22 protein-coding genes are annotated in these 25,777 nt (G+C 70.7%); 12 read left to right on the top strand and 10 right to left on the bottom strand.

The genetic code is table 11. The features are described from left to right. Positions 1-24: 24 nt before the first annotated feature. Genes AB0M47_RS14380 through AB0M47_RS14370 form a run of 3 tightly spaced genes read right to left on the bottom strand, consistent with a single transcriptional unit; the run spans position 25 to position 3,215 of the window. Positions 25-1,689, bottom strand: coding sequence for a right-handed parallel beta-helix repeat-containing protein (locus tag AB0M47_RS14380; protein WP_363412872.1), 1,665 nt, complete (start codon positions 1,687-1,689; stop codon positions 25-27). Then, positions 1,686-2,435 (bottom strand): hypothetical protein, encoded by a 750-nt coding sequence (locus AB0M47_RS14375; RefSeq protein ID WP_363412870.1) that lies wholly within the window; start codon positions 2,433-2,435, stop codon positions 1,686-1,688. Before AB0M47_RS14375 ends, AB0M47_RS14380 begins: the two co-directional genes overlap by 4 nt. Positions 2,436-2,492: 57 nt before the next feature. After that, entirely contained in the window at positions 2,493-3,215 is a 723-nt protein-coding gene (locus tag AB0M47_RS14370) for a hypothetical protein (protein ID WP_363412868.1), read from the bottom strand. A gap of 176 nt (positions 3,216-3,391) precedes the next feature. Between AB0M47_RS14370 and AB0M47_RS14365 the strand changes: the two genes are divergently transcribed. Then, positions 3,392-5,302 carry an amino acid permease gene (locus AB0M47_RS14365; protein WP_363412928.1) on the top strand — a complete coding sequence of 637 codons (1,911 nt, stop codon included), beginning with the start codon at positions 3,392-3,394 and terminating at the stop codon, positions 5,300-5,302. A gap of 10 nt (positions 5,303-5,312) precedes the next feature. Then, positions 5,313-5,966 carry a class I SAM-dependent methyltransferase gene (locus AB0M47_RS14360; RefSeq protein ID WP_363412866.1) on the top strand — a complete coding sequence of 218 codons (654 nt, stop codon included), beginning with the start codon at positions 5,313-5,315 and terminating at the stop codon, positions 5,964-5,966. Here AB0M47_RS14360 and AB0M47_RS14355 read toward each other — a convergent pair. Further along, on the bottom strand, positions 5,963-6,592 hold the full coding sequence (locus tag AB0M47_RS14355; RefSeq protein ID WP_363412864.1) for a hydrolase: 630 nt from the start codon (positions 6,590-6,592) through the stop codon (positions 5,963-5,965). The two genes, AB0M47_RS14360 and AB0M47_RS14355, sit on opposite strands and share 4 nt — an antisense overlap. A 76-nt stretch (positions 6,593-6,668) precedes the next feature. Here AB0M47_RS14355 and AB0M47_RS14350 point away from each other — a divergent pair, with 76 nt between their 5' ends. From AB0M47_RS14350 to AB0M47_RS14330, 5 genes are all read left to right on the top strand, one after another. Continuing rightward, a complete protein-coding gene (locus tag AB0M47_RS14350; protein ID WP_363412862.1) occupies positions 6,669-7,262 on the top strand; it encodes a PadR family transcriptional regulator in 594 nt (197 codons plus the stop codon). Beyond that, a complete protein-coding gene (locus AB0M47_RS14345; RefSeq protein WP_363412860.1) occupies positions 7,259-8,089 on the top strand; it encodes an alpha/beta hydrolase in 831 nt (276 codons plus the stop codon). The genes AB0M47_RS14350 and AB0M47_RS14345 overlap by 4 nt, the downstream gene beginning before the upstream one ends. A gap of 226 nt (positions 8,090-8,315) precedes the next feature. Beyond that, the gene (locus AB0M47_RS14340; RefSeq protein WP_363412858.1) at positions 8,316-9,293 is read left to right on the top strand and encodes an alpha/beta hydrolase; all 978 of its coding nucleotides are present in this window, start codon (positions 8,316-8,318) and stop codon (positions 9,291-9,293) included. A gap of 27 nt (positions 9,294-9,320) precedes the next feature. Continuing rightward, on the top strand, positions 9,321-11,759 hold the full coding sequence (gene uvrA / locus AB0M47_RS14335; protein ID WP_363412856.1) for an excinuclease ABC subunit UvrA: 2,439 nt from the start codon (positions 9,321-9,323) through the stop codon (positions 11,757-11,759). A gap of 209 nt (positions 11,760-11,968) precedes the next feature. Continuing rightward, positions 11,969-12,655 carry a class II aldolase/adducin family protein gene (locus AB0M47_RS14330; RefSeq protein ID WP_363412926.1) on the top strand — a complete coding sequence of 229 codons (687 nt, stop codon included), beginning with the start codon at positions 11,969-11,971 and terminating at the stop codon, positions 12,653-12,655. On the opposite strand, the gene mtnA is transcribed toward AB0M47_RS14330, so the two are convergent. Continuing rightward, positions 12,621-13,598: an S-methyl-5-thioribose-1-phosphate isomerase gene (mtnA, locus tag AB0M47_RS14325; protein WP_363412854.1), complete on the bottom strand. Its 978-nt coding sequence runs from the start codon at positions 13,596-13,598 to the stop codon at positions 12,621-12,623. The genes AB0M47_RS14330 and mtnA overlap by 35 nt on opposite strands. A gap of 96 nt (positions 13,599-13,694) precedes the next feature. Here mtnA and AB0M47_RS14320 point away from each other — a divergent pair, with 96 nt between their 5' ends. From AB0M47_RS14320 to AB0M47_RS14310, 3 genes are read left to right on the top strand one after another with little or no spacing between them, the layout of a single operon-like run. After that, the gene (locus tag AB0M47_RS14320; RefSeq protein WP_363412852.1) at positions 13,695-16,040 is read left to right on the top strand and encodes a glycosyltransferase family 2 protein; all 2,346 of its coding nucleotides are present in this window, start codon (positions 13,695-13,697) and stop codon (positions 16,038-16,040) included. 2 nt (positions 16,041-16,042) lie between these two features. Continuing rightward, positions 16,043-16,873, top strand: a complete 831-nt coding sequence (locus AB0M47_RS14315) for a hypothetical protein (protein ID WP_363412850.1) — start codon at positions 16,043-16,045, stop codon at positions 16,871-16,873. Next, positions 16,866-18,566: a hypothetical protein gene (locus tag AB0M47_RS14310; RefSeq protein WP_363412848.1), complete on the top strand. Its 1,701-nt coding sequence runs from the start codon at positions 16,866-16,868 to the stop codon at positions 18,564-18,566. Before AB0M47_RS14315 ends, AB0M47_RS14310 begins: the two co-directional genes overlap by 8 nt. Positions 18,567-18,776: 210 nt before the next feature. Here the strand turns inward: AB0M47_RS14310 and AB0M47_RS14305 are convergent, their stop codons facing one another. The 4 genes from AB0M47_RS14305 to AB0M47_RS14290 form a co-directional block, all read right to left on the bottom strand. Next, positions 18,777-20,060, bottom strand: coding sequence for a hypothetical protein (locus tag AB0M47_RS14305; protein ID WP_363412846.1), 1,284 nt, complete (start codon positions 20,058-20,060; stop codon positions 18,777-18,779). Beyond that, positions 20,060-20,584: a hypothetical protein gene (locus AB0M47_RS14300; protein ID WP_363412844.1), complete on the bottom strand. Its 525-nt coding sequence runs from the start codon at positions 20,582-20,584 to the stop codon at positions 20,060-20,062. The genes AB0M47_RS14305 and AB0M47_RS14300 overlap by 1 nt, the downstream gene beginning before the upstream one ends. A 287-nt stretch (positions 20,585-20,871) precedes the next feature. Next, positions 20,872-22,035 (bottom strand): hypothetical protein, encoded by a 1,164-nt coding sequence (locus AB0M47_RS14295; protein ID WP_363412842.1) that lies wholly within the window; start codon positions 22,033-22,035, stop codon positions 20,872-20,874. A gap of 7 nt (positions 22,036-22,042) precedes the next feature. Beyond that, positions 22,043-22,621 (bottom strand): DUF308 domain-containing protein, encoded by a 579-nt coding sequence (locus AB0M47_RS14290; protein ID WP_363412840.1) that lies wholly within the window; start codon positions 22,619-22,621, stop codon positions 22,043-22,045. Positions 22,622-22,681: 60 nt separating this feature from the next. Here AB0M47_RS14290 and AB0M47_RS14285 point away from each other — a divergent pair, with 60 nt between their 5' ends. Next, a complete protein-coding gene (locus AB0M47_RS14285) occupies positions 22,682-23,938 on the top strand; it encodes a chloride channel protein (protein ID WP_363412838.1) in 1,257 nt (418 codons plus the stop codon). A gap of 303 nt (positions 23,939-24,241) precedes the next feature. Here AB0M47_RS14285 and AB0M47_RS14280 read toward each other — a convergent pair whose 3' ends face one another. Further along, positions 24,242-25,237, bottom strand: a complete 996-nt coding sequence (locus tag AB0M47_RS14280; protein WP_363412836.1) for an NADP-dependent oxidoreductase — start codon at positions 25,235-25,237, stop codon at positions 24,242-24,244. Between the two features lie 47 nt (positions 25,238-25,284). Between AB0M47_RS14280 and AB0M47_RS14275 the strand changes: the two genes are divergently transcribed. Further along, positions 25,285-25,695, top strand: a complete 411-nt coding sequence (locus AB0M47_RS14275; RefSeq protein ID WP_363412834.1) for a MarR family transcriptional regulator — start codon at positions 25,285-25,287, stop codon at positions 25,693-25,695. Positions 25,696-25,777 lie beyond the last annotated feature (82 nt).

Raw genomic sequence — 25,777 nt, 5'->3', positions numbered from 1 at the left:
CGACCCGGAAAGGACGGGCGAAGGCTAAGCCAGCACGGTCGCGAGGTCGTCGAAGACGAGCAACTGGAGTTCCTCGGCGGTCGGCACCCGCCGCAACTGCCGCAGCCGCTGGGCCTGCGCCTTGCGCATCCCGTCGAACAGCTTGCGTGCCTCCCGGGCGTTGCCGAAGTTGCGGTCGCGGGTCAGTGCGGAGAAGTAACCGCCGATCGCGGCGAGCAGTTGTGGGTCCAGCGTGTACTCGTTGGCCTCGGCCATCGTGTTGAGGATGGCGACCAGCTCGTCCGCCTCATAGTCCTCGAAGACGATCGTCTTGTTGAACCGGGAGGCCAGACCGGGGTTGGCGTCGAGGAAGTCGTTCATCTCGCCGGTGTATCCGGCGGCGATCACGGCGATCTCGTGCCGGTGGTCCTCCATCAGCTTGACCAGGGTGTCGATCGCCTCCTGGCCGAAGTCGCCACCCGACCCGAAGGTACGCGACAAGGTGTACGCCTCGTCGATGAACAGCACCCCGCCGAGAGCCTTCTCGAACGCGGCCGACGTCTTCTCGGCGGTGTGCCCGAGGTATTGCCCGACGAGGTCGCGCCGGGACACCTCGACGAAGTCACCCCGGGGCAGGATGCCGAGGGCCGCCAGCAACTGGCCGTAGATCCGGGCGACCGTCGTCTTACCGGTGCCCGGCGATCCGGCGAAGATCAGGTGGTTGGTCGACTGCGCGACCGACAGCCCGCCGCTGCGCCGCCACTCGTTGACCTGAAGTTCGTCGATGATCCCGTGCACCTCGGCCTTGACGCCGGGCAGCCCGACCAGCGCGTCCAGCTGAGCGAGCAGGTCTTCGGAGCGGGCCACGTCCTGTCGGCCGGCCGCCGCGACGGGCTCGATCTTCGCCGCCGGCGGCCGACCGGCCTCGACGACCTCGACCGTGCTGCCCGGGGCGATCAGAATGCCCGGCGCGGCGGTCTGCTCGGCGACACACCCGGAGATCTGCCCGCCGCAGCCGGCGGCGATGCTGATCCCGACGCCGCCCGTCTCGGTGATCCGACAGCGGCGCATGATCGGGTTGCTCTGCTGGGCGACGGCGATGCCGATGTCGCCCGTACGCGAGACGCCGCAGTTCTCCAGGGTGGGCCGGGAGTAGTCGTAGATGTAGACGCCGCGGTAACCGGCGTCGCTGACCACACAGTTGCGCAGCACCGGATCGGCCGAGCGGATCAGGATGCCGTCCGAGACGATCTCCGAGATCGTGCAGTTCGTCATCGTCCCGGCGCACCCGTCGAGCTGTACGCCCAACTGCGCGCCGACGACGCGACACCGATCCAGCTCGAACTGGCAACCGGAGCCGAGGTGCACACCCGTGCCGGAGGCAGCCGACATCTCGCAGTCGAGGATCTTCAGCTCCGTCTGCGTCGCTGCCACCGCGGCGCCCTCCGCGCCGACGATTCGCAGGTGCCGCAGCTCGATCAGGCTGCCCCGGGCCTCGATGACCGGCCACAGTGGATCGGCGGCGTACAGGGTCACGGTGCCCGGCTCGGCCGCGCTGATCAGGACGGTCCGATTGTCGAGCCGGATGTTCTCGGCGTATTCACCGGGGCTGACGACGATCTGATCACCCGGCCGCGCCATCGACAGGGCGTCCTGGACCCGAGGGTACGCACCCGGCAGGTCCGGCGAGACGTGCAGCGTTTCACTCATGAGTTCTTCGTTCCGAATCGGTTCGTGCACACCTGCGCGGACGGGGCGAACTCGTCGACGGACAACACCGCGACGACGACGAAACAGTACTCGACCTCGGGATTGAGGGCGTTGACACGGATCGTGGCCGCGCCCTTCTGCCCATCGGCCAATGTGGTCGGTTCACCGCCGACCGGACCGCCCACGACGTAGAAGGCCGCCTTGCCCTCGCTGTGGTCGGTGATGGCCAGGGTCACCGCGACCCGCTCGTCTTTGACGGAGGTCACCTGGGGCGCCATCGCCGCGACCTCCGATGCCCGGGGCAGTGCCTCGGGGGAGACCTCGGGGGTCGGCCGCGTGGTGCCCCGGCTGAACGCGACGGCGAGCGCGAAGAGGATGACCGCCGCGCCCAACCCCAGCAGCCAGCGGCGGGCGCTGGAGACGGCCGCGACCGCGGACTTGCGGCGTACGGGGCGGTGCGGGGGCGGTGGGGGAGCGGCGACCGGCGGCTGCTCGATCGAGGCGGCCGGCTCATCCACCACGGGCGGAGCCGGATCATCCACAACGGACGCCGGCTCGGCGGCCCGGTCGACCGGCGGCTCCGGCGACTCGGCAACCGGTGAGTCCACAGCCGACGTGTCGATGATGTCCACTTGCGACTGCGTACGCACCGCGGTCGGCAATAGCTCGCCACACGTCGGATTCATGCAGTAGGAGCTGTCGCCGTGCTCGGTATGCCCACACTCGACGCAGGTGACTTTGGACATGCGCCTGATTCTGTCACGTCGACCCGGTTCGCGGCGAGGCGCGACAAGATCGCGGGATCACAGTTGGGCGGCGACGAACCAGCCGGTCAAGGCGAGCCAGATGCCCGCGACCGCAGCTCCGGCGACGAGGACGACGCCGCCGCCTAGGATGAGGGCGAATCCGATCGCGCGGCCGGTCCGCGCCGCACCCCGCGTCGCCCGGCGAGGGTCGCCGGTCGTGCGCCAGATCCAGGCCCGCAGCAGCCGGCCGCCGTCCGACGACGCCCCGGGGAGCAGCGTTCCGGCGGCCAGCACGAGATTGGCCAAGCCGATGTAGGCGGCCACCGACACGGTCAGACCGCCCGCGCCGGACAGGGCCAGCGCCGCCGTCGCGACGCCGCACAGCCCGCCGAGCCCGAGGCTCGCGAGCGGCCTGGCCGCCGCCGCCACCAACTCCGCCGACGCCGACCCTGAAGACGCCGACGGCGAAGACAGCGAAGACGCCGCCCCCAAAGACCCCGAAGACGATGCCGACCGCGAAGACGCTGACGGCGAAGACGCCGACGCGGAAGACGATGCCGACGCGGCAGACGGAGCAATGGCGTGAGCAAGCTCATGCGCCGCCGCGCACAGCCCGAAGACGGCTAGCGTGATCAGCCCGGCGATCAGGTACGTACCCGTTGACCTGCCCGGATGTGCGGCGGGCAGGCGTACGGCGGCGAGCCCGGCGACCAGGATCGCGACGATCAGCAGGACGCCGCTCTCGTCGGCGAACTGCGCGAAGGTGGATCGATGTCGCATAACGCCAACGTTCCCCACAGCGATTTGGTCAAACCCCCTATCGTGATCGGGTGCCGCGCGAGACCAAGCAGAAGAGCCAGCCCACGACCGAGCCCACCGGCGGGCCCGGCAAGCCGCAGTACGCCGTCCCCGCGGTCGTCGATACGCCCGGTCCCCGCTCCGGCCCGCCCGGTCCGCTGGGCCGATGGCTGTTGCAGCACCGGGTGCAGGGCGTCGTCGGGCCGGAGGCGCAGGAGGGTCACGCCGAACCACAGCCGTGGTGGAAGGTCATGTGCCTGACCGGCGTCGATTACTTCTCCACGTTGGCCTATCTGCCCGCCATCGCCGCGCTCGCCGCGGGTGCGCTGTCTCCGCTGGCGACCTTGCTGATCGTGGCGCTGACGCTGCTCGGCATGCTGCCCATGTATCGGCGGGTGGCCAAGGAGAGCCCGCACGGGCAGGGCTCGGTGGCGATGCTGGAGGACCTGCTCCCGTTCTGGCGTGGCAAGGTGTTCGTCCTGGTGCTGCTCGGGTTCGTGGCCACGTCATGGATCGTCACCATCACGTTGTCGGCCGCCGACGCCTCGGTCCACCTGCTGGAGAACCCGCACGCGCCGAGTTTCCTGCACGGCCACGCCGTCCTGATCACGGTGGTCCTGCTGCTCATCCTCGGTGGCGTGTTCCTGCTCGGGTTCAGCGAGGCGGTCGGGGTGGCCATCCCGCTCGTGGCCGTCTTCCTGGGGCTGAACGCGGTCGTGGTCGTCGTCGGGTTCGCCGAGATCTTCACGACCGGCGGCGCCTGGGCGAACTGGACCGACGCGCTCACCTCCGGCCAGGGCGGCTGGACCGGTGTGATCGGCCCCGCCGTGATCGCGTTCCCGTTGCTGGTGCTGGGCCTGTCCGGGTTCGAGACGGGCGTCAGCATGATGCCGCTGATCGCCGCCACCGGCGAGGACCCCAAGGCCCGTCTGCGGTCGCGGATCAAGAACACTCGCAAGCTGCTCACGACGGCCGCGCTGATCATGTCGGTCTATCTGATCGCGACCAGCCTCGTGACCACCATCCTCATCCCGGCGGAGCAGTTCCAGCCGGGCGGGGAGGCCAACGGCCGCGCGCTCGCGTACTTGGCACACGAGTATCTCGGCGAGGGCTTCGGGACCGTCTACGACATCTCCACGATCCTCATCCTGTGGTTCGCCGGGGCCTCGGCCATGGCCGGGCTCATCAACATCGTGCCGCGCTACCTGCCCTCCTACGGGATGGCGCCGGAGTGGGGGCGCGCGGTCCGCCCGGTGGTCATGGTCTACACCGTCATCTCCGTGGTCATCACCATCGCGTTCGGCGCGGACGTCAACGCGCAGGCCGGCGCGTACGCCACCGGCATCCTGGCCATGATGGTCTCGGGCGCGGTCGCGGTCACCATCTCGGCCGTGCGCTACCGGCAGAAGTGGGCCGCCGGCGGCTTCGCGGTCCTCACGCTCATCCTCTTGTACGCGTTGGGCGAGAACATCCGCCAGAAGCCGGACGGCATCGCCATCTCCGCCCTGTTCATCGCCGGAATCATCGCCGTGTCCCTGATCTCGCGGGTGAGCCGGACGACGGAGTTGCGGGCGGACCGCATCGAGTTCGACGACCGCGCCCGGCGATTCGTCACCGAGTCGCTGGAGCACGACGGAGCGCTGAACCTGATCGCCAACCGCCGCCAGGAAGGCGACCCCGCGGAGTACGACGTGAAGGAGTCCGAACAGCGGGGGATGAACCCGGTGCCGGGCCGGGCCGACGTGCTCTTCCTGGAGATCGACATCGTGGATCCGTCGAAGTTCAGCGACGTCCTGCGGGTGCACGGCGTCGAGATCGGCGGCCACCGGATCCTGCGGGCGCAGAGCCCGGCCGCGCCCAACGCGATCGCGGCGATCCTGCTGGCCCTGCGCGATCAGACCGGCGTACGCCCGCACTGCTATTTCGAATGGTCGGAGGGCGCTCCGCTGGCGCACTTGTTCCGGTACCTCATCCTGGGCCGGGGCGACACCCCGCCGGTGGTCCGCGAGATCATCCGTGGGCTGGAGTCCGATCCGGCCCAGCGTCCGGGCATCCACGTCGGCGGCTAATCTGGCGATCATGACCGACCGCAGCACCGCCCGCCGGTTGGCCGCCGAATCGGTGGCCGCCGGAGAGCCGACCGCCTGGTTCGAGACGCTGTACGCCGCCGCCGAGCACGGCGACGCCGTCGTGCCGTGGGCCGACCTGGAGCCGAACCCGCTGCTGGTCCGCTGGGCGGCCGGTCGGGCGACGGCGACGGGCCGTGCGGTCGTCATCGGCTGCGGGCTGGGCGACGACGCGGAGTTCCTCGCTGGGCTGGGCTATGACGTGGTCGCCTTCGACGTGGCCCCGACCGCCGTCGCGGCGGCCCGCCGCCGATTCCCGTCGTCCAGGGTGGACTATCAAGTCGCGGATCTGCTCGACCTGCCGCCGGACTGGCTCGGCGCGTTCGACTTCGTGCTCGAGGTCTACACCGTGCAGGTGCTGCTCGGCGAGGCTCGGCGTATGGCGATCGTGAACAGCGCCGCCCTCACCGGGCCGGGCGGCACACTGCTCGTCCTGGCCCGCGCCCGCGACGACGACGGCGACCCCGGCCAGATGCCCTGGCCGCTGACCCGGGCGGAGGTCGCCGCCTTCGCGACGGGCGGCCTGGTCGCGTCCGCCGTCGACGAGGTGCTGGACGACGAGGACCCACCCGTACGCCGCTGGGTCGCCGAGTTCCACCGCCCCTAGAGGTGCCGGTCGAACCAGTCGGCGGCCAGCTCGGCGACCTGATGCAGCGCGCCGGGCTCCTCGAACAGGTGCGTCGCGCCGGGCACGATCGCCAGTCGCGACTGCGGTAGCAGCCCGGCCGCCTGCCGGTTGAGGTCGAGCACCTGCGGATCGTCGCCGCCCACGATGAGCAGCGTCGGCGACGGCACGAGCGGCAGGTAGGGCCCGGCCAGGTCGGGCCGCCCGCCCCGGGAGACCACGGCGGCCACCTCCATCCCGGGTTCCGCCGCCGTGATCAGAGCGGCGGCCGCCCCGGTGCTGGCCCCGAACAGGCCCAGCCGCACGGACGCCAGTGCGGGCTCTTCGCGTACCCATAGGCAAGCGGTCTGGAGCCTCGCGGCCAGCAACGGGATGTCGAAGCGGGACCGCTCCTCGATCTCCTCCGCCACGGTGAGCAGGTCGAGGAGCAGCGTGGCGTGGCCGCGGTCCTGGAGCAGGTCCGCGACCTGGCGATTGCGCGGGCTGTGCCGGGAGCTGCCGCTGCCGTGCGCGAACACGACCAGGCCCCGGGGGTCGTCCGGGACGGTGAGGGTGGCGGCCACCTCGCCCTGTCCGGTGGGCAGAGGGATCGCGACATCTTCGGTCATCTCGTCCCCTTTCCCCGGGGATCGGTATCACAATCGATTAGTTGACTCTGATTAGTCAGGACTGAATAATAGGTTCATGGCGAAGAGGCGGAAGGTCGGCAACCTGCTGGCGCTGGCGGTGCTGTCCTACCTGACGCAGGGTCCGACGCATCCCTACGACCTGGGGCGGACGCTGCGCGCGCACGGCGACGACCGGAGCATCAAGTTCACCCACGGCTCGCTCTACATGGTGTTTCAGCAGCTGGAGAAGGCCGGTTTCGTGGCGCCGGTGGAGACCGGCCGGGCGGGGCTGCGCCCCGAACGCACCGTGTATGCGATGACCGACGCCGGTCGGCGGGAGCTGCGCGACTGGCTGCGGGAGCTGGTCGCCGAGCCGGAGCACGAGTACCCGCGCTTCGTGACGGCGCTGTCGTTGATCGGCGCGCTGCCGCCGGACGAGGTCGCCGCGTTGCTGCGTACGCGGCTTGACCGGCTGACGGCGCATCACGTTTCGTCGCGCCGGGAGATCGACGAGGCGCTCGCGCGGGATGTGCATCCGCTGTTCCTCGTCGAGGAGGAGTACCGCCTCGCCCTGCTCGACACCGAGATCCGCTTCGTCCGTGACCTCCTCGGCAAGATCGCCGAGTGGCACTCCGCCTGGTCAGCGGCGGTTTCTGGAGGACAATCATGATCACGCGCACGACCACCGCGCCCGACGGCGCGACGCTCGGCTGGTACTCCGTGGGCACCGGCCCGGGGCTGCTCATCCTGCATGGCGCGATGGAATCGGCGGTCAGCCACCGGGAGCTGGCCGAGGCGTTGAGCGACCGGTTCACCGTGCACCTGCTCGACCGGCGGGGCCGGGGGCTGAGCGGCGCGTACGGTTCGTTGCCGGAGGTGCAGGACGTCCGCGCGGTGCTGTCGGCGACGGGGGCGCAGAACGTCTTCGGCGTCAGTTCCGGTGCGATCCTCACCCTGCAGGCTGCCTCATTCATCAAGAAGGCGGCGATCTTCGAGCCGCCGCTGTTCGCCTCGTCCACCCGGCCGGCGGCGGCATTGGCCCAGCTGGATGCCGCGTTGGCGGCGGGTGACGTCCTCGACGCGCTCGTGACGGGCATGCTTTTCGCCGAGATGGGGCCGGCGTTCCTGCGGCGTCTGCCGCGACCGGTGCTGCGCCGGCTCACCGCGGTGGGCGTTCGTGCGGACGCTCGCCGGACGGGTGTCGACGGCTATGTGCCGATGGGCGAACTGGGGCCGTTGCTGCATTACGACTTCACCCTGTCCGCCGAGGCCAGCGGCCCGTTCGACCAGTACGCCGGGAGCACCGCCGACGTGCTCCTGCTGAACGGGACGCGGAGTCCGGCGTACCTGCGGGAGTCGGTCGCCTCGCTGGCCCGGGTGCTGCCGTCGGCTCGGCACGTCCAGCTGGACGGGCTCGATCATGGCGCTTCCGGGAACGCTTCTCAGCGCGGCAAGCCCGCAGTGGTCGCGGCTGTTTTGCGCGACTTCTTCGCTTAGCCCGGTTTCGTTTGGGCGATCTTGAAGGGCTTCCGTCGCTGGAGCGACGTTTTCCATTCAAGATCACCCAAACGCTTGTGGATCTAGGCGCGAAATGGCGGCCCTGGCAACCCTTTCTCGCCTAGATCCACAAGGACGGGGTGGGGCGAGCCCACATCTAGGCCGCCACCGGAGTGGCGGGTCGAGCCACTGTTAACGACGCCGGCCGGGGGCGAGCATGGCTGACATGTTGGTCTCCGCCCACGGCATCGAGCAGAACCTCCTGGTACGCGGCCCGCTCGACGGCCCGCCCGTCCTGTTGGTGCACGGCAACTGCTCTTCGGCGGCGTACTGGGCGCCGCTGTTGCGTCATCTTCCGGAGGAGTGGCGGATCGTCGCCCCGGATCTGCGCGGCTACGGCGACACCGAGACCGCCCCAGTCGACGCCACCCGGGGACTCCGCGACTTCTCCGACGATCTGGCGGCGCTGCTCGACGCGCTCGGCATGGGCCCTGCGGTGGTGGTGGGCCACTCGATGGGCGGCGGCATCGCCACTCAGCTTCTGATCGATCACCCCGAGCGGGTCAAGGCGCTCGTCCTGGAGTCGCCGCTGTCGCCGTACGGGTTCGGCGCGGGCGGGGCGGGCGCGGTGAACCCCGCCTTCGTCGCCGCGCTGGCGGCCGGCGACCGGTCCGGCGACGCCCCGACCAGCCCCCGGGCGGTGTTGCGTACGTGCTATGTGGCCGACCCGGCGTCCCTCGGCGATGACGAGGAGGCGTTGCTCGACACGGTGCTGTCGACGGCGGTCGGCGAGGACAACTATCCGGGCGACGCGGTGCCCGCCGACGGGTGGCCGGGCGTACGGGCCGGAACCAGGGGCGTGGCGAACGCGATGGACCCCGGGCACCACAACGTCGCCGACGAACTGGTGGCTCTGCCCGCCAAGCCCCCGATCGCCTGGGTACGCGGCGACAAGGACGTGATCGTGTCGGACACGTCCGCCTTCGATCTCGCGTACCTGGGGAAACTCGGCGTGGTGCCCGGCTGGCCGGGCGAGCGGGACGCGCCTCCGCAGCCGATGGTGAGCCAGACGCGGGAGGTGCTGGACCGCTACGCGGCTGCCGGCGGCGAATACCGGGAGATCACGTTCGACGGTGCCGGGCACAGCCCGCACATCGAGCGGCCGGAAGAATTCGCGGCGATCCTCCGGGAGCACGTCCGCTGACGCGGCGCGAAGTGTGATCATGTCCGGGTGGGGTTCGTCCGGGTAAGGGGAGCGCGCGAGCACAACCTGCGCGGCGTCGACGTCGAGTTCCCGCGCGACGAGCTGGTCGTCGTCACCGGAGTCTCCGGCTCGGGTAAGTCGTCGCTGGCGTTCGGCACCGTCTACGCCGAGGCCCAGCGTCGCTACCTGGAGTCGGTCTCGCCGTACGCCCGCCGCCTGCTCAACCAGGTGGGTGCCCCGAAGGTGGACGAGATCACCGGACTCCCGCCGGCGGTCGCGCTCGGCCAGCAGCGGGCGGTGCCGGGGTCGCGGTCGTCGGTCGGCACGGTCACCACTCTGTCGAACCTGTTGCGCATGCTCTATTCGCGGGCGGGCGACCATCCGCCCGGCGCGCCGCGCGTCGACTCGGACGCGTTCTCGCCGAACACCCCGGCCGGGGCCTGCCCCGAATGCCAGGGCCAGGGTCTGCTGCACCGGGTCACCGAGGACTCGCTCGTGCCCGACCCGTCGCTGTCCATTCGCGACCGGGCCATCGCGGCATGGCCGGGAGCCTGGCTGGGCAAGAATTTCCGTGACATCCTCGCCACCCTCGGGTACGACGTGGACCGTCCGTGGTCACAACTGTCGCAACAGGACCGCGACTGGATCCTGTTCACCGACGAGCAACCGGTCGTCACCGTCCACCCGGAACGTGAGGTGGGCCGGATCCAGCGGCCGTACCAGGGGCGCTATCAGAGCGCCGAACGCTATGTGCTGCATACCTTCGCGACGTCGAAGAGCCTGCCGATCCGGCAGCGGATGCGGCGCTTTCTGCGTACGTCGCCATGCCCGGTCTGTCAGGGACGCCGGTTGCGGCCCTCGTCGCTCGCGGTCGCGTACGCCGGACTGTCCATAGCCGACATGGCCGCGCTGCCGCTGCGAGACCTCGGCACCGTGCTGCGCGAGCGGCCGCCGACCGAGGGACCGGCCGCGACGATCGTCCCCGACCTGCTCGCCCGGATCGACCTCCTCGTCGAACTCGGCCTCGGCTACCTCAGCGTCGACCGCGCCACGCCCACCCTCTCGGCCGGCGAGCTGCAACGGCTCCGGCTCGCGACACAGCTGCGCTCGGGCCTGTTCGGCGTGGTCTACGTGCTGGACGAACCGTCCGCCGGGCTGCACCCGGCCGACACCGAACCCCTGCTCACACTGCTCGCGCGGCTCCAGGCCACGGGCAACTCACTCCTGCTCGTCGAACACGATCTCCAAGTGATACGCACAGCGGCGTGGCTGATCGACGTCGGTCCCGGCGCCGGAGCCCACGGCGGCGAGGTCCTCTACAGCGGTCCCGTCGACGGGCTGGCCGCGGTCGAAGGGTCGGCCACGGCCCGGTTCCTCTTCGGCAGTCAGTCGGTTGTGGATGCTCCACACCGGAAGCCGAGCCGCTGGCTGGAACTGTCCGGCGTCGACCGGCACAACCTGCGCGACCTGACCGTGGCGTTCCCGCTCGGCGTATTCACCGCCGTCACGGGGGTTTCCGGCTCCGGCAAATCCACGTTGGTCAGTCAGGTGCTCGCCGACGTCGTCGCCGCGTCGCTGCGCTCGGACACCGACGAGGTAGCTGAAGCCGAGGACGACGACTCGCTGGAAGAGTCGGTCGACGCGTCCGTCGGCGTCACCGCGGCCGGCGTCGAGCAGCTCGACCGGCTCGTCCGGGTCGACCAGCGGCCGATCGGGCGTACGCCCCGGTCGAACCTGGCCACCTACACCGGCCTGTTCGACGCCGTACGCAAAGTGTTCGCCGGTACGCCGCTGGCCAAGGAACGCGGCTACACCGCCGGCCGGTTCTCCTTCAACGTCGCCGGGGGCCGGTGCGAGACCTGTCAGGGCGAGGGCTTCGTCGCCGTCGAGCTGCTCTTCCTGCCCGGGACCTATCAGCCGTGCCCGACCTGCCATGGCGCCCGATACAACGCGGAGACGCTGGAGGTCACCTACCGCGACCGGACCATCGCCGACGTCCTCGACCTCACCGTGGACGACGCGGCCGAGTTCCTGGCCGACGTGCCCGCCGCGGCGCGGAGTCTTCGCGTCCTCCGGGATGTGGGGCTGGGCTATCTCCACCTGGGGCAGCCCGCGACGGAGTTGTCCGGTGGCGAGGCCCAGCGGATCAAGCTCGCCGCCGAACTCCAACGCGGCCGTCGGGGCCGGACGCTGTACCTGCTCGACGAGCCCACGACCGGACTGCATCCGGCTGACGTCGAAGTCCTCACACGGCAGCTACACGGGCTGGTCGACCAGGGGCACACGGTGATCGTCGTCGAGCACGACCTCGCCGTGATCGCCGGAGCGGACTGGGTTCTCGACCTCGGCCCCGGCGGCGGCTCCGACGGCGGCCGCATCGTCGCCGCCGGTCCGCCGGCCGAGGTCGCCGCCGCGCCCGGCAGCCGCACCGCCCCCTACCTCACCGCCGCCCTCGCCCGCCGCTGACCCGCTGCTCACCCGCTCGCTCGCTGCGCTCACCCGCTGCGCGCCCGCTCCTCACCCGCTCACCCGCTGCGCGTCCGCTCGCTCGCTCCTCACCCGCTGCGCCCGTTGATCATGGAGTTTCCGGTGCCGACACACCGTCGAGACCGCAGTTAACTCCATGATCAACGGGGAGGGGAGGGTGGGGGCGGGGGTAGGGTGCGCGGGTGGAGATGATGTTGGGGGAGGAACGGCGGGCGGTCGTCGCGTACTGCCGGCGGATGGTGGCCGACGGGCTCGTGGTGGGCACCTCGGGCAACATCTCGGCCCGGCGCGGCGAGCTGATCGCGGTGACCCCGAGCGGGCTGGCGTACGAGGAGCTGACGCCGGAACTGGTCGGCGTGCACCGCCTCGACGGCACCCCGGTCGACGCCCCGCTGCCGCCGACCACGGAACTGCCGACGCATCTGGCGGCGTACCGGGCCACGGGTGGCAACGCCGTGGTGCACACCCATTCGACGGCCGCAACGGCGGTCGCGACGCTGGTCGACGAGCTGCCGTCGGTGCACTACCTCGTGGCCCTGTTCGGCGGACCGATCCGGGTCGCCCGGTACGCCACCTACGGCACCGACGACCTGGCCGACTCGGTGACCGAGGCGCTGACCGGGCGGACCGGCTGCCTGCTGGGCAACCACGGGACCATCGCGGTCGGCGACACCCTGGCCAAGGCGTACGCCAAAGCGCAGTATCTCGAATGGCTCTGCGACGTGTGGCTGCGCGCCAAGGCCGCCGGTGAGCCCCGGGTGCTGGACGCGGCCGAGATCGACCGCGTCAGCCAGAAACTCGCGTCCTATGGGGCGACCGTCCACGACGCCAGGGGAGACGTCACGGAAGGGGACGCCACACCCGATCCTCGGTGACGATCGCCGTCACCAGGTCGGCCGGGGTCACGTCGAAGGCCGGGTTGAACGCGCCCGCCCCGGGCGGAGCGATCGGCACTCCGGCGTAGTGGGTCACCTCCGCCGGATCGCGCTGTTCGATCGGGATCGCCGAGCCGTCGGCGATCGCTTCGTCGACGGTGGACTCCGGCGCGACGACGATGAACGGAACGCCGTGCCGGGCGGCCGCCAGCGCGACGGCGTACGTGCCGATCTTGTTGGCGACGTCGCCGTTGGCGGCGATCCGGTCGGCCCCGACGACGACGCAGTCCACCAGGCCCTGGGCCATCGCGGTCGCGGCGGCGGAGTCCGGGCAGATCCGATACGGCACGTTCATCTCGGCCAGCTCGTACGCGGTCAGCCGTGCCCCCTGCAGCAACGGCCGGGTCTCGTCGGCGAGCACCTCGCCGACCTCGCCGGCGGCGGCCAGGTGACGCACGACGCCCAGCGCCGAACCCCAGCCGACGGTGGCGAGCCGACCGGCGTTGCAGTGCGTCAGCAGCCGCAGCGGCCGCCGCTCGCACACCTCTCGCACCAGTTCGGCGGCGCGTCCGGAAGCGTCGTGATTGGCCTTGATGTCCGCTTCCAGCACGGCGAGCGCCTCGGCGAGGACAGCGTCGGGTCCCTCGGCCAACCGGCTCAACGCCCGATTCACGCCCCATCGGAGGTTCACCGCGGTCGGCCGAGCGGAGGCGAGGCGTTCGGCCTCTGTGCGTACAACTTGGGCGTCATGATCCCGCGCGAGCAGCGCGACGCCGAGGGCGCCCGCGCCACCGAGAGCCGGCGCGCCCCGGATCGCGAGCCGGGAGATGGCGTCGATGAGCGAGTCCACGTCGCGCAGCCGGAGCACCCGGTACGCCTGCGGCAGCGCGGTCTGGTCCACGGTGACGACGGCTTCGCCGTCCCAGTCGATGGTGCGGTCCACAGGGGTAAACCTAGCCGATTCGCAAATCGCCGGTAGCGTGCCAAAACGGTACGTAAGCTTCTTACTAACAGAGTCCTCGGGTCGGAGGGGGGATCCGTGACGCCTCGACTCAGTGTCGTCGTGCCGTACTACAACGTCGCCGATTACATCGCCGAATGCCTTGACTCGCTGCGCCGCCAGACCTTCGGCGACTTCGAAGTGATCCTGGTCGACGACGGCTCGCTCGACGCCACCGGGCTGATCGCCGAGGACTACTGCCGGACGGATCCCCGTTTTCGGCTGGTGGTCCAGGAGAACCAGGGCCTCGGCCCGGCCCGCAACACCGGGGTCCGCTACAGCGAGGGCGAGTACCTCACCTTCGTGGACAGCGACGACCTCGTGCCCCGGCACGCCTTCGAGGTGATGGTCCACTCCCTGGACGAGACCGGATCGTCGTTCGCGGCGGCCGGCGCGCGGCGCTTCGACGACTACGGCTCGTGGGGTTCGTGGCTGCACGGCAAGATCTTCGCCGCCAACCGGCCGGCCACCCACGTCGTGGAGTACTACCAGGCGGCCATCGACCGCATGGTGTGGAACAAGGTCTTCCGGCGCAGCTTCTGGGACGAGTTCGGCTACGAGTTCCCGGCCATCCGCTACGAGGACTACCCGGTGACGCTCAAGGCGTACCTGGATGCGGTCACCGTCGACATCGTGGCCCAGCCGAACTATTACTGGCGCGAGCGCACGACCAACGACTCGATCACCCAGCGGCGGGCCGAGTTCGCCAACCTCTGCGACCGGATCCGCTCGGCCGACCTCGTGCTCGACCTCGTCGAGGAGCTGCCCGCGTACCTGCGGGACACGGTGCACATGCACCTGGCTCAGGTGGACATGGTCACGCTCGTGGACGCCTTCGGGGAACTGTCCGACGAGGACTGCGTACGCCTGGCTCGGGTCGCCCAGCGGTTCGCCGAGCGCATCGACAAGGGACCGGCGGCCCGCTCGTCGTACCTGGGCCGCGTGCAGCACCAGGCGTTGCGTACCGGCGACATCGAGATGCTGCGTGCGGTGGCGGAGATCCGCCGGGACGGCACACTCAACGCGGTCCGGGCCGAGCGCTCCCAAATGCCCTGGCGTCGGCACGAACTCGTGCCGCCGAACCGCGGCGGCCAGGCCAAGTCACTGTTCCGCATTCCTGGGCGCGCGCCCTATGCGGCCAGCACGACGGTCACCGACCTCGACTGGGAGACCGACGCGGGTGGCGTGACCGACCTCGTCGTCCGCGGCACCGCCGAGATCCGCCACCTGCAGATCGACGCCACCTCCAAACTGCGCATGGTGCTGGAGGCCAACGGCGTCGAAGTGCCGTTGCCGGTCGAGCGATTCCCGGCGTACGACAGCCACGGCGACCGGAACCTCGTCGGGTACTCGGTACGCGTACCGCACTCGATGCTCGCGGGCATCCCAGCGCGCACCGAACCGGCGACGCTGCGAGCCACCATCAGCCAAGGGCACGTCAAGCGCACGACTGTGCTGCGCAACGTCGGACCTGGCAACCCGAGCATGCCACCGGGCGCCTGGATCAACGGCGGCTCGTGGCTGCAACCCCTGCCCGCCGCGGACAACCGGCTGCTGCTGCGGCACATCGCCGACCCGGCCCGGCTCACCTCGGCCACCCTTCAGGACGGCCGCATCGTCCTCGAAGGCACGCTGCCACCCGAGTCCGACGTCCTCCAGCTGATCCGGACCTGGGCGCGGACCGAGCTGACCGACTGCGAGGTCGTGCCCGGCGACACCGAGGACCGCTTCACCGCCCGCGTACCGGTGTCCGAGCTGCTGCAGGAAGACGATCCGGACGACCCGGTCACCGGGCGTACGGTGTGGCGGCTGGAGACCGCGACGCCCGGCAACCCGGTGCTCGCCCTCGGTCTCACCCACGCGGTCAGCCAGGTCTTCGACGGTCGCCTCGTGCAGATCAGCCGGGCCGCCGACAACTGCGTGATCGTCACCGACGGGCCGGTCCGGCCGATCGCCGACGAGATCGGGCTCGCCGAGGACGTCGGCCTGGTGACCGTCTCCGGTCAGTCCTGGGCGGCGCTGGACTTCCCGCTGGTCTGGCGGCGGGTGGGCGACGGCACCGGCGACGACGACCTGACCTGTTCCGTGGGCGCGGTTCCCGGTGGTCTCGCCGAGGCGGACGCCGTCGCGGAGGCGGACTTCGCGGACGTCGGCGTGCGCTGGACGGCTCTGACCGATGTGGAGCGTCTCGTCGCCGCGTCGCCGCAGCCGCAGCATGCCTCGGCGACGATCTGGCAGCTGGTCGCCCTGCCGGCCACCGGCCGCCCGTACGCCGTGCAGCCCGACGCCTTCCTCGCCGCCGACGCGTCGATCACCCTCGCCGTCGGGGAGCGTCAGCTGACCCTTCGCCCGCACGCCGACCGCGTCACGGTCGAGGTGCGATAACCATGCATCACCACAACCACTATTACGGGCAGTCGCACATCCTCGCCCGGTACGCCGGCCTCGACGACGAGTTCCCGCCGCGCCTGCGGGGATACCTGCAACACGGCTGGAACATCGGCTGTGGCTGGAATCCCGTCCATGAGTTCTTCGACGGTGCCTGGCGCTACGTCTGGAGCGACTGGCCCCGCCGGCGCGGGCACTACCTCGGCCGCCGCAACTACCACGTGGTCGGCGCGCCCTGGCTCTACCTGCTGGAGCTGGAGCCGGAGCTGGGCACGGTCCCGGAGGACAAGCGCGAAGGCACCCTCTGGTTCCTGTTCCACGGCTGGGAAGGCGGCAAGATCTCCGGCAACCACCGGCGGCTGATCGACGAGATCAAGGAGACCGAGCGCGGCCCGGTCACGATCAGCCTCTACTACACCGAATACGAGCGCCGGGAGATCCGCCAGCACTACGAGAAGGCGGGCTTCGACGTCATCTGCTTCGGCCAGCGCGGCTGGAACTACGAGGGCACCGACCGGCGCTTCCTCTACAAGCAGCTGGAAGCGTTCCGGCGGCACAAGCGGGTGGCCTCGAACCGGCTCGCCACGGCGATCTTCTACGGCGTCTCGGTGGGCTGCGAACCGGCCGTCTACGGCGACCCGATGGACCTGGCGGGGGAGAACCCGCTGTTCGGCGGCATAGCGCGGATCGAGCGGCTGTGGCCGGAGATGATCGGCAAACAGATCGATCCGATGGCCGCCCGCGAGATCACCGACGAGGAACTGGGCCGGGCGTGGCTGCTGCCGCCCGAGGAGATGCGGATGCTCTTCGACTGGAGGGAACGTGACTGAGATCGAGAGCACCGTGCGAGTCGTCCGGGGCGAGATGCAGCCCTGGAGCGACCAGAATCAGCCGGGCCGGCCACCGGCCGGGGGACCGGTGGTCTGCCGTCTGCTGTCCGACCTGCTGCCCCGAGCCCGGCGTACGCTCGTCGTCGGCCCGCACGGCCAAGACGTCCTGGACCTCGTCGCCGATCGCAGCGACCAGGTCACCGTGCTGCTCCGCTCGGTCAGCGACGCCACCGACCTAGCGACCTCGCCGGCCGGCGAGATGTCCTTCCTGGACGGCCGCTTCGAGGTCGTCGCCGGGGCGCTCGACGGGCTGGCCGGGGCCACCCTCGAACCGTACGACGTGATCGTCGCGGTCGACGGGCTCGACCGCGTCCTCGGCGCCGACAGCCCGGATCTGAGCTGGCCGGAACGCCTGGCTCAGCTGCTGAAGCACGCGACCGTCGACGCGGCGCTCGTCCTCGGGCTGGAGAACGGCTTCTCCCTGACCAGCCTGCTCGACCGGCGCGGGCTCGACGAACGGCACGGGGACAACGAATGGTGGCCGCTGCGGGACGACCCCGAGCGCCCGGCCTCCGTCGCGGCGTTCGCCGAGGCCGTCGAACGCGCCGGAGTCTCCGGCACCACCGCGTACGCGAACTTCAGCGAAGCCGGCATCGCGCACACCCTCATCGAGACCACGGCCGCCGCCGGGGCCCGGCCCGGCAGCCTGCTCTGCCGCTTGGGCGTACGCGGAATCGCCGCGGCCGCCGCGTCGCTGCCGCTCCTGGCCCCGATCGGGGAGCTGGCCGAAGCCGCCGCGCTCGCCGGGCAGCTCGACGCGGTTCCCGAGAGCTGGCTGCTGATGCGGGGCAAGCCCACCCGGGCCGCGTACGCCGAGGGCGCGGCGAAGGGTGTCACCGTCGCGGTCGACCGGGCGGACTCCGGGTGGATCGTGGACTCCGCCGGGGCTGCCGCCGACGTGCCTGGTGGACTCCGCGTCCGGGTCGGAACGCGTACGCTGCCGGACGCCCCGACGGCGGAGGACGTGCTGTTCCGGCTCGCCGCCGCCGGAGACGTCCCCGGGGTACGCGCGTTCGCCGCCGAGGTGGGCGCCTGGGCGCGTACGCAGTCGGGGTCGGGCGTGTTCTGCTTCGACGACCTCGGCTACGACGGGACCGGGTTCACGCCGGGCTTCTACGGCTGGGCCGTCGTCGAACCGGTGTCGCCGGGAGAGCTGCTCGCCGCCGCTTGGCACCGCTGGCGCGACCGGCTCGTCAGCGGCCACCGCCGGCACCCGTGGCCGCCGTGGATGACGGGCGACGAGCTGGTGGCGACGCTGCTGCGAATGTCGGGCGACGAGGCCGAACCGTCCACCGTGGAACGCGGCCGGGAGATCGCCGCAGCGGTGTCGACCGCGACCGACCCCGTCATCGATCAGTCGACTATGGACCTCCGGTCGGCGCTGGAGGACGCCGCGGCGGCGCGCCACGAACTGGCCGAGCTGCGCGGACACGTGTTCGGGCTGGAGCGCACGCTCGGGTTCCGCGACAAGCAGCTCAAGGTACGCGAGAAGCGCATCCGCGAAATGCGGGCCAGCGTCCAGCGCTACGAGGCGATCCGCAACCATCGCCTGTTCAAATACGTCCGGTACGCCGCGAAGATCCGCCACCCGAAGCAGTTCGCGCGCGCGGTGATGCGGCGCCTGCGGGGCTGACCGTGCGGCGTTGGTTGATCTTGAACAGAAAACGCTGCCAGGGCAACGCTTCCTATTCAAGATCAACCAACGCGAGCGCCGAGCCGGAGAAGCGGCAACGCGAGCGCCGAGCCGGAGAAGCGGCAACGCGAGCGCCGAGCCGGAGAAGCGGCAACGCGAGCGCCGAGCCGGAGAGCGGCAACGCGAGCGCCGAGCCGGTGAAGCAGCGGGTCAGAGGCGCTCGGACGCAGTCGACCGCCAAGGCTCGGCGAGTTCCGCGTACCACTTCTTGAGGGCCTGAGCGTCATCGCCCTGACGCGCGCCCGGCCCGAGTGACGCGCCGGGCGTGATCACGCCGGGCCCACCCCGCGCGACTTGCCAGGTGGGCGCGCCCGGCGGTGGCGCCGTGGATTTCGGCAGGCCGGCCGCCCAGTCGGCGAGCTGGCCGCCGCGGCTGCCGTCGATGACCGTGCCGGTCTGCGGGGCCGGGGTGGCGCTCCAGCTCATGGTGGCTTTGCGCAGCACGCCGCCGCCGCCGACGCCTGGACCGGGCAGGACGAACGCCCCGCCGCCGGGCGCCATGCCGCTGTTCATGCCCAGCGGCATCATCGACACGGGCGCGCCAGGCGTCATCGCGGTGGTCGGCGGGCCGCCGCCACCGGTCAGCGTCGGGCCGGGCCCGTCGTAGTCGGAGTAGGCGCGGTCGTACACGTGCTCGCTGGCTCGCTCGCTCAGCACCTCGGCCGCGGACCGATTGCCACCCGAGGAGCCGGCGCCCAGGCCGGAGGAGGTGGTCGTGGCGACCCCGGGTAGACCTGGCGGCGGCGCGTAGCCGACCGGCGGCGCGACGACGGCGGCCGCGGTGAACAGCGCGCCGCCGATGACACCGCCGGCGCCCCCGCCGCCGCGCGGGAAGTCGTGGGGGTTGTCCTTGCGGCCCGGCCCGTCCGGATCGGTACGCGGTTGCCGATGCGGCCGGTCCTTGCGCGGCTCGTCCGGCGCGATCGACACGGGCAGGATCTTCGGCGCGTACGCCTTGGGCCCCTTGATCCGCAGCGGCCCGACCGCCTGGTCCATATGGGACATCGTGCCGCGGGCACGCCGATTGAGGTCCTGGGCGGCGGCGCTCAGCGAAGCCGTCGTCGCGGTGGCCGACTCGCCGAGCCGCAGCCACTCCTCGACCAGCGGATCGATCTCGGTACGCGCCCGGTCGAGCTGATCGACGACCTTGCCGACGTCCGCCGCGATCTGGTGGTACGCGTCGGCGTCCCCCTTGAGCGACGCGGCCAGCGCGCGGGCGTACGCGTACGTCTCGGCGGCCGCCTCGGACTTGGCCGACCACGACTTCTCCAGCTTCCCGACCGCGGTCAGCAGAAGCTCGGCGGCGTGCGCCACGAGGTCGCCGACCGCGTTCGCGGCCGGGATGACGTCGCGCTCGTGCGGGTCGCGCTGGACCGCGTCGGCGATCCGCGGCACGTCGTATGCCTGCCAGTTGACCTGCCATGGTGCCGTCATCAGCCCTCCACCACCTTTGCCGGCTCCAGGCTGTCGACCGGCTCCACCGCGGCGGGTTCGACCGTCGGCTCCACAGTGGTTTGCACGGTGGGTTCCACAGTGGGCTCGACGACGGCCGGTTCGCTGGGCGGCGCGCCGGCTGACGGCGCGGCTGCGTCGTCCACCGGCGTCACATCGGCCGGCGGCGGCGTCTCGACACCGGACGGCGCGGGCCCGGCCGACGGCGCGGCCGGGGTGTTGACCCCCGGCACGATCCCGGCCGTCCGCTGCAACACCTTCTGCAGCGCGCCCTCGGAAAGGGCGTCCGACGATTGATAGCCGTCCGCGATCTTGCCGACGGCCTCGATCAGGAACTGCAACGAGGCGATCTGCCTCGACAGGTTCCCGTGCGCCTCACGGATCGCCTGCGACGTCTCTGTCCGCCGTTGGAAGAGCTCGCCGCTCGGATTGCTCTCGCCGAACGTCACCGGGTCCGTGAACAGATACTTCTGTCGTTCCAGACCCGGCTGCAAGACATCGTTCAAGATAGACGTGAGGTCCTTAGTGAAATCCCGCAGCGCAGCGGGATCGACCCGGATCTCTCGGTCCATGCGCCGCCTCCCCAGAGCGTGACCGGCCGGCTACAACCTAGCACTATCGCGCTCCACAAAGACATCGTTCGGGCGTCGCTCTCAAGTGAACTCTGGGGTGGTTTTTCCAGCGTGTAGACCAATCCACTGTGGCCCGGAGATCGACCCCGGCCGGGCTGTGGGGCACCAGCTCCGCGACGCTCGACTAGTACGCAGGCAGAGGCGGTCGTCGATCACCGCCGTCAGGCGGGCAACCGGCGCAGCAGAGTGATCACGGCGGTGAGCAGTGCGACGACGGCGACGATCAAGAAGGCGGTCGCGACGGTCGGGTTGGCGAGCAGCCACCACATCGCCCCGGCGGCGAGCACGACGGCGATCCAGGGCTGCCATCGGCGGATGAAAGTGCGTACGCCGGGCCGTGGGCCGATCGCCCGGCCGACCGGATCGATCGCCGTGTTCACGCCGCGGCGGAACAGGGTGGCGCCGCGACCCGGTCCCGCCAGGTACACCCAGATCGCGGCCAGGGCCGCCGCTACCGTCGTCGTCGCCAGCGCGATGACGAGGTACCGCAGGAGCTGATCCCAGACCGTGAGCGCCACGTCGGTGTTGAAGCCCTTCGCGGCCAGCTTCTCGGCGTACCGATTGCGGAAGACCGCGTACGCGCCCAGCGTGAGCAGCAGCAGGACGGCGCTGATGAGCAGGCCGACGAGCAGGCCGCGCCGATGGTTGGGCGCGCACCACACGCCCAGCCCGAGCACGACCAGCGCCAGGATCGGCAGCCAGGTCCCGGCCTTGTCGAGCAGTTTCACGTACCGCTGGATCTCGGGCAGGTTGTCGATCGTGGCCACGGTGTAGGGGATCGACACGTCCGGGACCTTGCTGAGGAAGCCCCAGCCCCGGTTGACGAGGTTGTCCTTGGCGGCGGTCACCACCGGACCGAGGTTGATCACGATGTCGGCGTCCTGAGTGGAGACGACCGTGCCGTCCTCGCCGGTGAGCAGCTTGTCGATCTGCGTATGCGCCGAGCGATTGATTTCCGTCCACAGCGTCGCGAACTGCGGCGAGGTGACGAGCTCGCCGACGATCCGCTGAACCTGCCCCTTGATCCAGTTCGTGATGGCCGGTGCGGCCAGCGTCGCCGCCTGATCGGCGCCCTTGATCCCGGTCGCCTGCGCGAGCTGTTGAATCAGGGCCGGCAGATCGGCCGAGTTCATCACCGCGTCGGTGACCCGGGTGGTGATCGCCCGCTGGACGTCCGGATCGCTCGCCAGCGGAGCGACCGTCTCCACATAGCGATCGGTGTTCAGTAGTTCAGAGCGGGCGAACCGGGCCGTCACCGAGGCGACCACCAGCAAGCTGGAGATCACCAGGAGGACGACGGCCCCGGTCCACCGCAGAGTCCGCATCCGGCGCTCACTCGGCGTGCTGGAGCTTGCGTACGCGGAACGCCATGATGATGTCGGTGATGCCGCGAGCCAGGCAGATCGCCGCCACCAGCACGATCAGCGTGTAGAGCGACCGGGTGAACCGGCCGGCGGCCCAGAAGCCGAGCAGCATCTCGATGATGCCGACGATCAGGCCGAGCCACCACGCGTCGTTCTCCGCCTTGGTGAGGAACGCCAGGATGATGTCAGCGACCCCCTTGAAGAGCAGGTACCAGCCGACGAACGCGGCCAGCCAGAACACCGTCTTGCCGGGATTCGCCCAGCACAGGATTCCGGTGACGAGGAACAGCGCGGCCAGTACGCCGTGCAGCCATTTCCAGCCGGGGGCGGTGAACATCTGGAACAGCTCTGCGATGGCCGCGACCAGGACCACCGCGCCGGCGAGCGCGGCGATCGAGGCGACACTCCGGCTGTCGAAGCCCAGGACGAACCAGCTGACGATGATCCACGCAGTGCCGGTGATCAGGAACAGCCACCAGGGCATTCCACCGGAAGTCTTGGACATGCCCGCAGAACCGGGCATCTTGGGAACACTTGCCGTCGTCATGGCTCTAATATGAGGCTAATTCGGGGTGAATGTGGCTGATTTGGCGAGATGAGGGCAGGTATGGCGGAACCACCCACTGGCCGGACGTACCTGCGGCTCATCCTGCTCGGTGCGGCCATCGGCATCCCGGCCGCGCTGCTCGCCGCCCTGTTCATCGCGTCGGTGCACGGGCTCGAACACTGGCTCTGGGGCCCCGGCGAACCCCCCTGGTACGCCGTCCTCTCGCTCCCCGTCCTCGGTGCGATCATCGTCGTCCTGGCGCGCCGGTTCCTGCCCGGCGACGGCGGCCACTCCCCGCTCGAAGGACTGAGCACCGCCGCCACTCCGATCTCGCACGCTCCGGGTGTCTTCCTCGCCGCCCTCGGTTCCCTGTCGTACGGGGCCGTGCTGGGCCCGGAGGCCCCGGTCATCGCGCTCGGCTCGGTGGTCGGCATGGTGGCGAACCGCTACGCGAAGTTCGACACGCAGGGCGCCTCGGTGATCTCCAATGCCGGCCAGTTCTCCGCGATCTCCGCGCTGTTCGGCGGCCCACTGGTCGCCGGGATGCTGCTCCTCGAGGGCGGCATCGGCCTGGGCGCCCGGCTGCTGCCGGTCCTGCTGCCCGGCCTGGTCGCCGCCGCGATCGGCTACCTGATCTTCGTCGGCTTCGGCACCTGGGGCGGACTCGACGCGCCCGGCCTCGAAGTGCCCGACCTGCCCGCGTACTCCGGGGTGCACCTCGGCGACCTGCTGATCGTCATGGTCGTCGGCGTCCTCAGCTCACTCGCCCTGGCCCGGGTGCACCGGCTGGGCACGCGGGTCTCGGAGGTGAAGCTGCCGATGCCCGCCCTGCTCCTGGCCGGCGGCCTCGCCGTCGGACTGCTGGCCCTCCTGGCCCGGGCACTCGGCGCGAACTCCCAAGACGTGCTCTTCTCCGGCCAGACCTCCGTCGGCGTCGTGGCCACCGCGGACTCGACGAAAATCGTGCTCGTCCTGCTGATCGCCAAATTCCTCGCGTACGCGATCTGCCTCGGCTGCGGCTTCCGCGGCGGCCCGATCTTCCCCGCGATCTTCCTCGGCGTCGCCATCGCCTCCCTGGGCGTGGTCTGGTTCGACCTGTCCCCGACGCTCGCCCTGGCCGGCGGGGCAGCCGCGGGCATGGCGGCGCAGACACGACTGATCTTCTCGCCGCTGCTGTTCGCGGGCCTGCTCGTGGGCGCGTCCAGCCTCGACGTGCTGCCGCCCGCGGTCCTCGCCGTCGCCGCGGCCTGGCTGACGACGAAGTTCCTGGACCGGCGCGCCAAGCCCACCGTAGAAACCGTCGCCCCCGCCGACTAACCCCCGCTCGCCCCTCCCCGCCCCTCCCCGCTCGCTCCCGCTCGCCCCCGCCCCCGCTCGCTCCCGCTCGCCCCCGCCCCGCCCCGCCCCGCTCGCTCCCGCTCGCCCCGCCCCCGCTCCCGCTCGCCCCGCCCTCTCCCCGTTGATCATGGAGTTAACTGTGGTCTCGACGGTGTGTCGCGACCGGAAACTCCATGATCAACGCAGCAATCGGCGGCGGCAAGCGCGGCAGCAATCGGGGGCGGCGAGCGCGGCAGCAATGGGGGGCGGCGAGCGCGGCGGGTACGGCGCGGGAAGGGAAGGTCAGAGGCGGACGACCATTTTGCCCGTGTTCTCGCCACGGAGCAGTCCGAGGAACGCCTCGGGGGCGTTGTCGAGCCCGTCGACGACGGTCTCCTGGAACGAGATCTTGCCCTCGCGCAGCCAGCCGCCGATCTCGGCGACCATCTCCGGCATCCGGGCACCATGATCGTTGACGATGAATCCGCGCAGGGTCAGCCGCTTGCCGATGGCCAGCGCCAGGTTCCGGGGCGCGGCGGGCGGCGTGGTGTCGTTGTACGCCGAGATGGCCCCGCACAGGGCGACCCGGCCGTGCTGGTTGAGGGAGCTGATCGCGGCCTCCAGGTGGTCCGCGCCCACGTTGTCGAAGTACACGTCGATGCCGTCCGGCGCGGCCTGCTTCAGCTGCTGCCCCACGGGGCCGTCCTTGTAGTTGAAGGCGGCGTCGAAGCCGAGGTCCAGCAGGTGTGCCACCTTCTCGGCCGAGCCCGCGCTGCCGATGACCCGGGACGCGCCCTTGAGCTTGGCGATCTGCCCGGCGATGCTGCCGACCGCGCCGGCGGCACCGGAGACGAAGACGACGTCGCCCGGCTTGAACTCGGCGACGTCCAGGAGTCCGGCGTACGCCGTCAGGGAGGTCATCCCCAGCACGCCCAGGTACGCCGAAGGCGACAGCCCCTCGATCGGAGCGACCTTGCGGGCGTGGCGGGCGTCGAGGACGGCGATGTCGCGCCAGCCCAACCCGTGCAGGACAAGATCGCCGGGAGCGAATCCGTCGGCGCGCGACTCGACGACCTCGCCGATCGCGCCCCCGTCGAGCGGCTGCCCGAGCTGGAACGGCGGGACGTACGACTTCACGTCGTTCATCCGTCCCCGCATGTAGGGGTCCACCGACATGAACAGGTTGCGTACCACCAGCTGTCCCTCGGCGGGCGCCGGCGTCTCCACCTCGACCAGCGCGAAGTTCTCCGCCGTCGGCCAGCCGGCCGGGCGGGACGCGAGGGTGATCTGGCGAGCCATCCTTGACCTCCATAAATAGTTGAACTGCCTCAACTATACTGGCGGTCATGACGGTGACGCGAGAAGTGGTGCAGCTCATGGCCGAGATCGCGGCCCGGTTCAACGCGGGTTACGAGGATGCGGCCGGGACGCACCAGCTCACGGCGATGCAGGCCAAGCTGCTCATGCTGGTGGCGGCCGAGCCGCAGCCGATGCGACGGCTGGCCGACGAGTTCCACTGCGACCCGTCGAACGTCACCGGCATCGCCGATCGGCTCGAACGCCGGGGCCTCGTCGTCCGCGAGCCCGACCCTGGCGATCGGCGGGTGAAGAACGTGGCCCTGACCGACGCCGGCCGCCACGTCGTCGACGATCTGCGCGGCTCGCTCGGGTTCGCCGCCGAACCGTTGCGGTCGCTCACCGAGCCGGAGCGCGAGCAGCTCCGTGACCTCCTCCGGAAAATGCTGGAGCCCCGTTGATCATGGAGTTTCCGGTCACGACACACCGGCGAGACCACAGTTAACTCCATGATCAACGGGGAGAGGGCCTAAGGGCGGGGAG

It is taken from the genome of Hamadaea sp. NPDC051192 (assembly GCF_040682475.1).
Taxonomy (GTDB): domain Bacteria; phylum Actinomycetota; class Actinomycetes; order Mycobacteriales; family Micromonosporaceae; genus Hamadaea; species Hamadaea flava.
The sequence above is the reverse complement of the archived record's forward strand: the minus strand, read 5'-3'. Positions and strand labels throughout refer to the sequence as shown.